Below are 13149 nucleotides of genomic sequence, written 5' to 3'. Positions count from 1 at the left end.
CCGGCCTGCCGGACGGCATCGGGCGTCAAATGACGCGAGCGGCCAAAACCCCCTCGATGGCCTTGATCTCCTGGAGCAACCCCTCCGGCAGGCCGCCGTCCACGTCCACCAGCGTGTACGCCACCTCGCCGCGCGACTTGTTGAGCAGGTCGGTGATGTTGAGGTTGGCGGCCGCGAGCAGGGCGGAAATCTGGCCCACCATGTTCGGCACGTTCGAGTTGGCGATCGCGATCCGCGAAGCGTTCTCCGCGCGCGGCAGCGAGGCGTCCGGGAAGTTGACGGAGTTCGTGATGGAGCCCTCCTCCAAGTACTCCCGCAGTTCGCGGGCCGCCATGCGGGCCGAGTTCTCCTCCGCCTCCCCTGTCGAGGCGCCCAGGTGCGGGAGCGTCACCACGTTCTCGTGTTGGTTCAATTCGGGGGTTGGGAAATCGCAGACGTAGCCGCGCAGGCGGCCGCTCTCCAGGGCCGCGACCACCGCGTCCTGGTCCACAATGGGGCCGCGCGCGAAGTTCACCAGCACGGCGGACGGGCGCATCAACTCGATCTCCCTGGACCCCACCAGGCTCCGGGTCGCGTCGACCAGCGGCACGTGCACCGTCACCACGTCGGCGCGCTGCAGCAACTGGCTCAGGTCGGTGACCCGCTCAACGTCGCTGGAGAGCCGCCAGGCCCGCTCCACCGTGATGGCCGGGTCGTAGCCCATGACCTCCATGCCCAGGCTGGAGGCCGCGTTCGCGACCTCCACGCCGATCGCGCCCAGCCCGATCACGCCCAGGCGCCGGCCCGGCAGCTCGAAGCCCACGAACTGCTTCTTGCCCGCCTCGACCGCCTTGCTCATCTCCTCGGCCGTGCCGCGGAGCCGGTGCGCGAACGCCGCCGCCGGCACAATGTTGCGGGCCGCCAGGAAAATGGCTGCCAACACCAGTTCTTTGACCGCGTTGGCGTTCGAGCCGGGGGTGTTGAAGACCGGGATCCCGCGCGCCGTGTATTCGGGGATGGGGATGTTGTTGACGCCCGCGCCGGCGCGGGCCACCGCCAGCACGGACGGCGGGATGTCCGCGCCGTGCAGGTTGAAAGAGCGCAGGATGACCGCGTCCGGCCGCTCCACGTCGGGTCCCACAACGTACGATTCGGCGGGCAGTTGAGTCATGGCCGCGGGGCTGATCGAGTTCAGCGTGCGAATTTGGAACGTCACAGTCAGCCCCTAGCCGTTCCGGCGTTCGAAGTCGGCCATGAAGTCGATCAGGGCTTGGACGCCCTCCAGCGGCATGGCGTTGTAGATGCTGGCGCGCATGCCGCCAACGCTGCGGTGGCCGCCCAGGTTGGTCAGGCCCGCCGCCGCCGCCGCCGCCACGAACGGCTTCTCCAACGACGGGTCCGCGACCAGGAACGGCACGTTGGTCCAGGACCGCGCGTTCGGGGCGACGGGGTTGGAGTAGAACTCCGAGGCGTCGATCGCGCCGTAAAGCGCCGCGGCCTTCTTCTGGTTCCGCTCCCCCATGGCCGCCAGCCCGCCGGTCTCCTTGATCCAGTCCAGCACCAGGCCCAACAGGTAGATGGCGAAGGTGGGCGGGGTGTTCAACATGGAGTCAGCGGCCGCCATGCCCGCGTATTCAAACACCGATGGCGTGCCCGGCCGCGCCTTCCCGATCAGGTCCTCCCGCACAATCGCCACGCAAAGCCCGGCCGGGCCCATGTTCTTCTGCGCCCCCGCGTAGATCAGCCCATAGCTTGAAACGTCCAGCGGGCGGGACAAGATGGTCGACGAGGCGTCCGCCACCAGCGGCACATCCCCCGTCTGCGGAATGTGGTCGAATTCGACCCCGCCAATCGTCTCGTTCGGCGTGTAGTGCAGGTACGCCGAGCCCGGCGCCACCTGGTATTCCTCCGGGGACGGCACCGTGGTGTAGTTGGACTCCTTCTGGTCCGCGATGACCTCCACCTGAAGTCCCTGCCGCAACGACCCGGCGATCGCCTTCCCGGACCAGGAACCCGTCTTGAAGAAGCTGACCACGTCGCCGGGGGCCGTCAGGTTGAGCGGCACCGCGTCGAACTGGGCGCTCGCCCCGCCCTGCAAGAACAGGACCTTGTAGTTGTCCGGCACCCCCAAGACCTCGCGCAGCGACGCCTCCGCGTCCGCCGCGCAGGCGACGAAGTCCTTGCCGCGGTGTGACACCTCGACCACGGACATACCCGAGCCTTTCCAGTCGGTCAGCTCTGATTGGGCCCTCTCCAAGACGGCGAGCGGCAGCATGGCTGGGCCGGCCGAGAAATTGTAAACACGCATGGGGACAATTCTGGCAGAGGTAGTCAATAGCGCTCACGGGACACGGCGGCGCCCCGACGCGCCAAACTTGCCCGATGCCGTCCGGCCGGCCACACGGCATCGTCTACCTGTTGGCGGTCGGCCGGTTACCAGTAGCCGATGAGCTTGAGCCAGCCGCCACCCACGCTCATCCACACGGCGATCGAGGCGAGTGCGGCGACGAAGCTGACGCGCCACCACTGCCCCACCGTGTTGTAGCCCGTGCCGAACACGGCGGGGCTTGCGCCGCCCGCGTACTGGGTCAGCGACATGATCAGGTTGGAAATGTAGCCGAGCACCAAGGCCGCGAACATGGGCGGCGTCCCCACTTGGATGGCGGCCGCGAGGAAAGCGAGGTACATGGCGGAGATGTGGGCGATCGCCGAGGCGAAAAGATAGTGCGAGAAGAAGTACACCAGGGTCAGGAGCACAAATGCCACCGGCCAACTGAAGGAGGCGAGCGAGGAGCCGGCCAGGTTCGCGATGTAGTCGATCAACCCGTAGTGGCTGAGCGCCGCGGCCATCGTCATGAGGACCGCGAACCAGATCATGGTGTCCCAGGCCGCTTTCTCCTTGGTCACGTCCTCCCAGGTCAACACGCCCGTCACCAGGAGGACCACGAATCCGACGAACCCCGTGGTGGTGGCGCTGACGCCCAGCGCCATGTCGCCGACTGTCCAGAGCGCCAACAGCAGCGCGAAGGTGCCGGCCATGACCCATTCCCCCGGGGTCATGGGGCCTTGCTCCTTCAACTCGCGGCGGGCCATCGCCTGCGCCTCCGGGGTCCGCTTCAACTCCGGCGGGTAAACCTTGTAGACCACCCAGGGGACCACCACCAGCGCCGCCAGCCCCGGCACCAGCGCGCCCACCGCCCAACTGGTCCAGGAGATGGTGACGCCCTGGCCAGCGGCCAGGGAGGCGATCATCGGGTTGCCGGCCATCGAGGTGAGGAACATGGCGCAGGTGATGGCGTTGACCTGCCCCACGTTGATGGCGAGGAACGCCCCCGCCCGCCGCGCGGTGGGGCCCGGACGCGAGTCGTAGAGCTCCGCGACCGAGCGCATGATGGGCGTCATCATGCCGCCGCCGCGGGCCGTGGCGGACGGAATGGCCGGGGCGAGCACCAAGTCCGCCAGCGCGAGCGAGTAGGACACGCCCAGCGTGGACCCGCCCATCCGGGACACGAAGGCCAGGCCCAGGCGCCGGCCGAGCCCCGTCTTGATGAAACCTCTGGAGATCAAGAACGCCGTGACGATCAGCCAAATGGTCGGATCCGCGAAGCCCATCAGCGCCGAGGGGCCGCCCGGCTCGGCGGCTTTCATGGGCACCGTGCCCGTCAACACGGACGCCACCAGGCCCACAATGCAAACCGCGCCCATCGGCAGCGGCTTCGTGATGATGCCGATCACCGTGGCCAGGAAGATGGCCAGCATGTGCCATCCCTTGGGGCTCACCCCGTCCGGGCCCGGCAAGAACCAGACCAGAAGCCCCACCGCCAGGGGAATCAGCGTCGGCACCAGCCGGACCGGGCGGATCCCGCCCGGCCGCGGCGGGCCCTTGACCAGCTGCTTTGTGCCGGGCGCGGTCCCATCGCGCTCCGCGCCTTGATCGGGCGTTTCCTGCGGGGCAGTGTCAGTCAACACGAGCGGGCGTCCTTTCGCGGCCGTGCCCGCCGGGCCACCGCGCCCGGCGGGTCTTTTGCGGCACGGTACGCGAACCAGGCCCCGTTGCTCTCCGGCGGGCGGCGAATTCTCATGACCGCCGTCCGCTCAGCGGGCCGCCTATTGGTCAGGCGCGTCCAGTTCGCGCAAACCTCTGCCAACGCCCCCACGCCGGATCGATCGCTACGCGCATTCATCCGGCCCGAGGAACTCCGCCCCAATACCGGGATAGCTGATGTGTCTACGGCCACCGACGTGGTAACGAACCTCCAGCCATTCGGAGGTCGCACCCCGATCAACCGTTGGCACCACCCCGACAAGGAGGTTGAAGGCTTCGCCGGGGCCGATTTGCGCTCCTTCCAGCGGGATCCTTTTTTGCCACAGTTCCAGCTGCTCTTCGCTCAGCGCGTCCTCAGCGCCGGGGGCCTGTTCAGACGGCAACGTGAAGCCCGATCCGAATGACTCGCTGTCAACACCCGCCAGAGGCACGATGTAGCTCTCTGCCACTTCCACGCCAACGCCGCCGCCCACCGCGACCGAGTCCAGGACCAGAGCGTCCTTCGACGAGGAGTTCCAGCCCCTCAGACCGCCCAAAGAGTTGCTGGTGCCGTCGCCCGAGTGGCACATCCCGTACAGCGCCCCTCCGCCGTCGGCCATGCCGAAGTCCAACGGCCCGGTAGACGCCAGTTCGGAGTAGCTGGTGGCGCATCCGCCACCGGCCAGAACGCCCACGCACATTGTCAGCGCGATCAGCCGGGCGATCGGGCTGCCGCCGGGCCCGCGCTTGGCCGCCTCAATTGCCCTCACGTCGTTAGCACCTCCTTCGCGTGAATCCGTCACGGGGCCGTTACGAAGTCGATTAGCTCCTCGACCCGGCCGGTCAGCGCCGGGTCCAGGTGGGAGAGGTGGCTGACCGATCCCAAGATGCGTAGCCATGCCCTCGCCAGGTCGCCCTGGTCGCGGTGGCGCCAGCCCAGTTCGCTCAGAACCCCCGTCTTCCAGTCCGTCCCGCGCTCAATCCTCGGCCAGGCCGCAAGGCCCAAGCGTTCGGGGCGTACCGCCTGCCAGATGTCCACGTACGGGTGACCCAAAATCAGGATCGACCCCGGCTCGCAGTTGGCCGTCACCGACTCAGCGATCCGCCACTCCTTCGATCCCTCGACCAGGTGGTCCACCAGCACGCCGAGCCTGGCCCCTTGCGCCGCCGGGCCGAAGTCCGCCGCCCGATCCGCCAGATGGTCAATCCCGTCCAGCATTTCCACGACCACTCCCTCCAGCGCCAAGTCCTCCCCCCAGACCTTGGCGACCAGTTCCGCGTCGTGGCGCCCCTCCACCCAGATGCGCGAGACCCGCGCCACCCGCGCTTTCGCACCCTGGACAGCCAGCGACCCGGACGCCGTCCGCCGCTTCAGCACCCCCGGATTCGACCCGACCGCTCGGGTCAGGACCACCGGCTGGCCGTCGATCAGAAACCCCGGCCCCAGCCGGAAGCCCCGCACGCGGCCGTGCCGGTCCTCGAGCGACGCCACCAGCATCCCGCCCGACTTCTCCACCTTGACGATCGCGCCCACCCAGCCGGTTTCCGCGTCCTCCACCACCAGCCCGATCTCAGCCTCGACTTTTCTCGACTGGGTCCGCCTGGGAGCGTGCGGATCCCGCGTCAGCACGTCGCGGCCGTAACGGTCCCACCCGCTCACCGGACCGCCTCGCCCGCCAGGTCGACCCCCGCCAGCCGCTCCGCCAGGTCCCTGGCCGAAGCGGCCTCCGCCAGCACCGCCTCGACCTGGAGGCAGCTGCCGGCCAGCGGGCTCGGCAGCGCCAACCGCGCCTGGCCCCCGGACCAAGCCAGCGTCAGCGAATCCCACCCGGCCGCGACCACCGCGTCCGGATACCGGGCGAGGGCCTGGCCCTTCAAGTAGGCGCGGGTGGACGCGGGAGGGTGCCGCACCGCCCAGTCGATTTCTGGACTTTCGAACAGCGACTCGACCTCGCCGCGCTGGGCGACCCGGCCGAACAGGCAACGCGCCGGGTCGACGTCCGTCCATCTCAAGTCCGCCGCCCGCAGTTTCGGGTGGTCCCAGGCAAGGCCGCCCCGTTCCCGCAGCGATTCCAGCAGCCGGAACTTCGCCGCCCATTCGACCTGGCGGGCCACGCTCAAGGGATTGTCGCCAAGCCCGTCCAACAGCGCCGTCCAGCGGTCGATCAAGTCCACAGCCTCCGCGTCCGGCAGTTTCAGCGCGGCCTGGACGAAGCTTAGGTAGCGGCGCTGCACCTGGATCGCCGTCGCCTCCCCGCCCGCGCGCAGCGCCAGCCGCTCCGAGACCGAAAGGTCCCGGCTGACCTGGCGGAAGGCCGCGACCGGCACCGCCAACCTCACGCGGTCGGCAAATTCGGCGGCCGCCCTGGGAGGGCTGATCGCCAACGCCCGCAGCGCCAAGCCCGTGATCCCCAACCGGGCGTAGGTGGCAACGTCCATCATGGTCGCGTCGCCCACAATCACGTGGAGCCGGCGCCAACGCGCCGGATCGGCGTGGGGCTCGTCGCGGGTGTTGACAATCGGGCGGTTCAGCGTGGTCTCCAAGCCGACCTCCGCCTCCACGAAATCGGCCCGCTGCGACAGTTGGAAACCCGCCTCCCCCGACCGGGGCCCCAAGCCGACCCGGCCCGAACCCGTGAAAATCTGCCTTGTCACCAGGAACGGCGTCATGAAATCGACCAGCAGCTGCCAATCGACCGACCTCTCCACCAGGTAGTTCTCATGCGTCCCATAGGACGCGCCTTGGCCATCAGTGTTGTTCTTGTACAGGGCCACCGGCGTGCCCGCGTCCGCCAGAAGCTGGGCGGCTCTCGCCATGATCCGCTGGCCGGCGGCGTCCCACAGCGCCGCCTCCCGCGCGGACGTCGTTTCCGGGCTGGCGTATTCGGGATGGGCGTGGTCCACGTACAGCCGGGCGCCGTTGGTCAACATGGCGGCGCCGGAGCCGCCCCGGTCCCGGGCGGGCGGGCCAACCGGTCCCCGCGGGAAAGGTGCCGTCCCCGTGGCTGCGTGGACGGCATCGGGCAACGGGCGGTCCGTCAACAGCGAGGGGTGGGCGGCTGCGCGGTCCAAATGGAACCCGCGGGCGTCGTTGAGCGGGTCCTCGGAGCGGTAATCCCACGGCGCCACCCGCCCCTCCTGGCTGGCCTTGTAGGCGGCGACCACCCAGTTCGACAGCTCGACCGGGTTGCGGCTGGCGGGCGACAGGACCCCATATTCGGTCTCTATCCCGAAAGCGAGTTGGCTCATGCCTCGACCTGACGCCCGCCGCCGGCCAGCGTGCGCATGAAAACGATCCGCTCGCCTTTGCGTCCGGAGACCCTGGCCCAATCGTCGGCGTTGGTGGTGCCGGGAAGGTCCTCGTTCTCGGCGAACTCGGCGGCCACGGCCGCCGCTAAATGCGCGCTGGTGATGCCCCGGCGGCCAGACTCGAGTTGCTCTTTGATCGCGGCCCTCTTGGCGCGGTCCACAATGTTGCGGATCATCGCGCCGGAGGCGAAATCCTTGTAGAACAGTATTTCCTGGTCGCCGGACGCGTAGGTGACCTCCAAGAAGCGGTTCTCGGGCGTTGTCGCGTACATGATTTCCACGGTTCGCGCGATCATGGTTGGGATTTCCTCGCCGTCCCCAAAGGGCAGGTCCTGCACCAGGTACTTGCTGAAAATGTCCGCCGCGCCTTGGCGGTCCGGGCGCTCGATCTTGATCTTCACGTCCAAGCGGCCCGGCCTGAGGATGGCCGGGTCGATCATGTCCTCTCGGTTCGACGCGCCGATCACGATCACGTTGTCCAACGTCTCCACCCCGTCGATTTCCGCGAGCAACTGCGGCACCACGGTGGTTTCCACATCGCTGGAGACCCCCGAGCCCCTAGTCCGGAAGAGCGACTCCATCTCATCGAAGAAGACCACGACCGCGCCGCCCAGGCTCGCCTTTTCGCGAGCCCGCGCGAAGATGGCGCGGATCTGGCGCTCGGTCTCTCCGACGTACTTGTTGAGCAACTCCGGCCCCTTGATGTTGAGGAACACCGCTCTCTTGGCGTCCTCGCCCGCCAGGGAGCGCGCCACCGCTTTGGCGATCAGGGTCTTGCCGCAGCCGGGCGGACCGTAGAGGAGCACCCCCTTTGGCGCCCTCAGGCGGTGCTCCCGGTACAACTCCGGATGCCGGAACGGCAACTCCACCGCGTCCCGCAGTTGGCTGATTTGGTCCTTTAGGCCGCCAATGTCGCTGTACGCCACATCCGCCACGTCCTCCGCCGCCAGGTCCTCCGCGTGCGAACGCGCCACCACCTCGAACGCGAAGCCGCTGCGCTGGTCGATCGCCAGGCTGTCGCCCGGCCGCAGCTTCAAGCCGAAGAGAGACCCGGCCCGCCGGAGCACCATTTCCTCTTCCGCTCGGCCTTGCACCAGGAGGCGGTCCTCGCTCAGCACCTCTTTGACGGCGGCGACCTCGCCTGTGCGTTCAAACGCCTCGCCCTTAAGCAGGGCCATCGTTTGGCTCAATGCGACCGTTTGCCCTGGCAGCAGGGCGGCCCGGTTGACATCTGGGCCCACTCCGACCCGCAGGCGGCGGCCCTGCTGCACCACGTCCGCCGAGCCGTCGTCATTCCAACTCCAAAACAGTGCGTAGGTGCCAGGCGGCTGTGACAGGTCCGTCACCTGCTGCCGGGCCTCCGCCAACTGCTGCCTTGCGGACACCAACGACTGGGTCAGGCGGCGGTTCTTCTCCTCCAACGAGGCGGCACGTGCGACTTGGCGGTCATAAGGGCTCTGCTCAGACACGCCGTTAACCCTATGTCCAGGCCCGCGTCTGCGGCGGCGGCCGCGCCGGAGGGGCCCGTCACCCGTTCGACGGTGCCCGGGCAGGGGTGGGCTCGGCGGGTGCCTACTGCAACCCAAACGACGATCCTGATCCACGAGTGGATCACGAAGAGCTCCAAAGTCGCATTTGCCCGCCCCGGAACCGCCCGCAGACCCCGAAGTGCAACCCAAACGACGATCCTGATCCACCAGCGGATCATGAAGAGCTTCAAGGTCGCATTTGCCCGCTCCGGAACCGCCCGCAGACCCCGAAGTGCAACCCAAACCACGATCCTGATCCACCAGCGGATCACGAAGAGCTCCAAGGCCGCACTCGCGGCCGGAAACCAGGCTCAGCCGGGGCCAACTGCGACCCAAACCACGATCCTGATCCACCAGCGGATCAGGAAGAGCTTCAAAGTCGCACTCGCGGCCGGAAACCGGTTCGGCGAGGGCCAAACGCGGCCCGGCGCGCCGCCCGCAGACTCCTACGACCGGCGGATTAGAGCCAGGAACATGGCGTCTGTGCCGTGCCGATCAGTCCAGAGTTGCGCGAATCCATCCTCGCCGACAGCGTCTTCTGGAATGAGGGCGACTTGCCGGGCGTCGATCACCGTGGCGTCCGGCCGGCCCTCAAGAACGTCCTGGACCACCAGGCGGGTTTCCGCCAAGTGCGGCGAGCAGGTGGTGTACGCGATCACCCCTCCCGGCCGCGTCACGTTGATCGCCGCGCGCAACAAGTCGCGCTGCAGCGGACCCAGGCTCCCCAGGTCTGCGGGCGAATGCCGCCAGCGCGCTTCCGGCCGCCGCCTCAGCGCGCCCAACCCGGTGCAGGGCACGTCCACCAACACACGGTCGTATTGGCCCTCGACCTCGCGGCCGTCCAGTTCCGTGACGGTGACGGCGTTGGGCAGCCGCCTGATCGCGCCCCGCACCAGTTCCGCCCGGTGCGGTTGCGGCTCGTTGGCGGTCAGATGGCCGCCCCTTTCCTGGGCGATCCCGCCCAGCAGCGCCGCCTTACCGCCCGGACCGGCGCAGAGATCCAGCCAATTGCCCTGGTCATCCACCAAGGGGGCCTCCGCCAAAGCCCATGCGACCAGTTGGGAGCCCTCGTCCTGAACACCCGCTTGAGCACGGCGCACGGCCACCAGGTCGCCAGGCGCCCCGCGCCCCATTATCAGGGCGCTGGGAACGAACCTGCCCGGTTGGGCTGGGCGTTCTGATCTGGACTGGATCTGTTCCGCCAACTGCTCAACGGTGATCAGCCCCGGCCGGGCCGCTAGCGTCAGCGGCGGCTGGCTGTTGCCCGCCGCGAGCACGGCTGGCAGGTCCGCCGGGTCGCGCCCCGAGCTGATCAGCGCTTGCCTCAGCGCGCGCACCACCCAGGCCGGGTGGGAGTGGCGGATGGCCAAGTTCTCCAACGAATCGTCGCCGACTGGCGCGACTTCTTCGAGCAGAGTTTCGTAGCCTCCCTCGGTGACCGCCCGCAGGATCGCGTTGACGAAGCCGCTCGGCCCAATGCCGAGTGCCTCACGCGCAATCGCCACGGTAGCGGCCACAGCCGCATGGTCTGGCACGCGCATGGCCGCGATTTGGTGCAGGCCAAGACGCAGGACGTCCATCACCGCGTCGTCGACTTCGTCGCGTCCTGCGACCTTCGCGATCACGGCGTCGTACTGGCCTCGCATCCGGATGGCCCCATAGCCCAACTCGGTCGCAAAGGCCGCGTCGCGGCCTGTAATTCTCCGATCAGTCAGCATGGACGGCAGTGTCAGATTGGCATAAGCGCCCCGGTGGACTGCCCTGAGCAGGTCGTATGCGGCCAGACGGGGAGCGTCGGCCGAGCGCTGACGCTCGGAGGGAGCCTGCGCGGACCAACTGCGGCGTGGACCCGAACCCCGCTGTGGGCCGCCGGCAGAATTCCGGCCGTGCCCGGAACCGAATCTGGCCCGGTCACCGCTTCGGCCTTGGTAACCACCGTCTGTCCGGTCCGTGCCGCCTGACCGATCACCGCTTACCCCGCTGCCGTCGTGGCCCACGTCAGCTCCATCGGCGCGGTCATTGCCGCCCGCCTCACCACCGTCGCGGGCTTGCCCATCGCGTCCGCCGCGGAAACCGGGCCGGTCGCCGCCACGACCCCGATAACCGCCCTCATCCCGACCGTAGCCGGAGCGGTCACCACCCGATTTGCCGCCGTCCCGGTCGCGGTACCCGCCGCCAAACCCGGACCGGTCGCCCCCACGACCCCGATAACCGCCCTCATCACGGCCGTAGCCGGACCGCTCACCGCCGGACTTGCCGCCCTCACGGTCGCGGTACCCGGCACCGCCAAGACGCGATCCGCCGCTGCTGCCGCCGCCAAACCCTGGCCGGTCGCCACCACGACCGCGATAACCGCCTTCATCACGGCCGTAGCCGGACCGCTCACCACCCGACTTGCCGCCCTCACGGTCGCGATACCCGCCACCGCCGAAGCCCGACCGGCCAGCGCGATCCCCGTAACCGCCGTCCGAGCGGCCCCGACCACCCGACCGATCACCGCGCGCCTCACCGCCATCCCGATCCCGGTACCCGCCACCGCCGGAATGCGGTCCCCCGCCGCCAAACCCGTGCCGGTCGCCCCCACGACCCCGATAACCGCCCTCATCAGGGCGGTAGCCGGACCGCTCACCACCCGACTTGCCGCCATCCCGGTCGCGGTACCCAGCGCCGCCCGACCGGCCAGCGCGATCCCCGTAACCGCCGTCCGGGCGGCCCCGACCACCCGACCGATCACCGCCATCCCGATCCCGGTACCCGCTACCGCCGGAACGCGGTCCCCCGCCGCCAAGCCCGGTCCGTTCGCCACCACGACCCCGATAGCCGCCCTCGTCACGGCGGTAGCCGGACCGCTCACCACCCGACTTGCCGCCATCGCGGTCCCGGTACCCACCGCCGGAGCGCGATCCACCGCCGTACCCGCCTCGGCCGCCGTCAAATCCGGGCCGGTCGCCACCACGATCCCGGTAACCGCCTTCAGACCGGCCCCTGCCGCTGGGCCGCTCATTGCTCGACTTGCCGCCCTCGCGGTCCCGGTACCCGCCACCGCCAAAACGCGATCCGCCGCCGTAGCCGCCTCGGCCGCCGTCAAATCCGGGCCGCTCGCCTCCGCGACCTCGGTAGCCGCCCTCAGACCGGCCTCGGCTGCCCGACCGATCTCCGCGGTCGCGGTACCCGCCGCGCCCGCCATCAGACCCGGACCGGCCACCACTCGCGCCCCGATAGTCGCCGCCATCACGGCCCCTGCCGCCGGACTGGTCGCCGCCAGCACCGCTATAACCGTCGCCGCCACGCCGCGGCTGAAGTCCTTCAGTCCCGGAGTCTTGCCCCTGATCGCTCATTCGCCCATCCTCTCGGTTGCGACCTCTTGGTCGATCCGAACACCTCTGGCCCACGCCGCAGCGGCCATCCACGATTTCCCCGCCGGCGCCACTTCGCCCAAAGCCGCCCAAGCGCTTCCCGTCTTGACGAGCACCGCGTGTTTGAGCCTCAGCAGCGTGCCCGGTTCCGCATCCGGCGTCGCCACCCATTTCGGGACTTCGGGCAGCGGCCCCGCATCGCTGATCGGCCCGATCTTGACGCGCTGATCCCGGAACGTTGTCCAGGCCCCGGGTGCCGGCGTGCACGCCCGAATCTGGCGGTCAACCGCCTGCGCGGGGGCGGCCCAATTGACTTGGGCGTCCTCCGCCGTCATCTTGGGCGCGTAGCTGATCCCGTCCACGCCCTGCGGCTCCAGCCGAGCCTCGCCCGCCTCAATCAAGTCCAGCGTGGAGACCAGCAATTTCGCTCCATCTGCGGCCAGGGTCTCAAGAACCTCGCCAGCGGTCGCCCGTCCCGGCACCGCGTAGGTCAGCCGCCCGAACACCGGGCCGGCGTCCAGTTCTTTGACAATCTGAAAGGTCGTGGCCCCGGTGATCTCATCGCCCGCCCAAATGGCGCGTTGGACCGGCGCCGCCCCGCGCCAGGCGGGCAGCAGAGAAAAGTGCAGATTGATCCAGCCGTGGGTGGGAATGCTCAAAGCCGACTCGGGTAGAAGAGCGCCGTACGCCACCGCCGCCACGGCGTCAGGGCGCAGCGCCCGCAACTCCTCCTGGAATTCCGGTTCGCACGGGTGGTCCGGTTTGAGAACCGGCAAGCTTAACTCGGCCGCCGCCAGCCCCACCGCCGAGGCGGCCAGGTGCCGCCCCCGCCCCGCAGGCCGGTCTGGCCGGGTGATGGCGCCGACCAACTCATGGCCCGACTCGGCGAGCGCCATGAGCGAGGGAACGGCGACCGTGGGGGTCCCGGCCAGAAGGATGCGCATCCAAGGAA

Annotated in this window: 11 protein-coding genes; all 11 read right to left on the bottom strand. The window is 69.1% G+C overall.

Going from position 1 to position 13149, the window contains the following annotated elements; genetic code table 11:
* Window positions 1–25 precede the first annotated feature (25 nt).
* Window positions 26–1195, bottom strand: a complete 1170-nt coding sequence (locus LBC97_11610; protein MDR2566674.1) for a phosphoglycerate dehydrogenase — start codon at window positions 1193–1195, stop codon at window positions 26–28.
* A 9-nt stretch (window positions 1196–1204) separates the two neighbouring features.
* Window positions 1205–2287 carry a 3-phosphoserine/phosphohydroxythreonine transaminase gene (gene serC / locus LBC97_11605; GenBank protein ID MDR2566673.1) on the bottom strand — a complete coding sequence of 361 codons (1083 nt, stop codon included), beginning with the start codon at window positions 2285–2287 and terminating at the stop codon, window positions 1205–1207.
* Window positions 2288–2412: 125 nt separating this feature from the next.
* Window positions 2413–3948, bottom strand: a complete 1536-nt coding sequence (locus LBC97_11600) for an anion permease (GenBank protein MDR2566672.1) — start codon at window positions 3946–3948, stop codon at window positions 2413–2415.
* A gap of 201 nt (window positions 3949–4149) precedes the next feature.
* Window positions 4150–4773 (bottom strand): hypothetical protein, encoded by a 624-nt coding sequence (locus LBC97_11595; GenBank protein MDR2566671.1) that lies wholly within the window; start codon window positions 4771–4773, stop codon window positions 4150–4152.
* Between the two features lie 29 nt (window positions 4774–4802).
* On the bottom strand, window positions 4803–5663 hold the full coding sequence (locus LBC97_11590) for a DUF3097 domain-containing protein (GenBank protein ID MDR2566670.1): 861 nt from the start codon (window positions 5661–5663) through the stop codon (window positions 4803–4805).
* Complete coding sequence (locus tag LBC97_11585) at window positions 5660–7252, bottom strand: proteasome accessory factor PafA2 (protein ID MDR2566669.1); 1593 nt, start codon at window positions 7250–7252, stop codon at window positions 5660–5662. The genes LBC97_11590 and LBC97_11585 overlap by 4 nt, the downstream gene beginning before the upstream one ends.
* Entirely contained in the window at window positions 7249–8781 is a 1533-nt protein-coding gene (gene arc / locus LBC97_11580) for a proteasome ATPase (GenBank protein ID MDR2566668.1), read from the bottom strand. The genes LBC97_11585 and arc overlap by 4 nt, the downstream gene beginning before the upstream one ends.
* Window positions 8709–9113: a hypothetical protein gene (locus LBC97_11575; protein MDR2566667.1), complete on the bottom strand. Its 405-nt coding sequence runs from the start codon at window positions 9111–9113 to the stop codon at window positions 8709–8711. Before LBC97_11575 ends, arc begins: the two co-directional genes overlap by 73 nt.
* A gap of 174 nt (window positions 9114–9287) precedes the next feature.
* The gene (locus LBC97_11570; GenBank protein ID MDR2566666.1) at window positions 9288–10838 is read right to left on the bottom strand and encodes a 16S rRNA methyltransferase; all 1551 of its coding nucleotides are present in this window, start codon (window positions 10836–10838) and stop codon (window positions 9288–9290) included.
* Window positions 10814–12130, bottom strand: coding sequence for a hypothetical protein (locus LBC97_11565; protein MDR2566665.1), 1317 nt, complete (start codon window positions 12128–12130; stop codon window positions 10814–10816). Before LBC97_11565 ends, LBC97_11570 begins: the two co-directional genes overlap by 25 nt.
* A 45-nt stretch (window positions 12131–12175) precedes the next feature.
* Entirely contained in the window at window positions 12176–13141 is a 966-nt protein-coding gene (fmt, locus tag LBC97_11560; GenBank protein MDR2566664.1) for a methionyl-tRNA formyltransferase, read from the bottom strand.
* Between the last annotated feature and the right edge of the window lie 8 nt (window positions 13142–13149).

Source organism: Bifidobacteriaceae bacterium, assembly GCA_031281585.1.
GTDB lineage: Bacteria > Actinomycetota > Actinomycetes > Actinomycetales > WQXJ01 > JAIRTF01.
The sequence above is the reverse complement of the archived record's forward strand: the minus strand, read 5'-3'. Positions and strand labels throughout refer to the sequence as shown.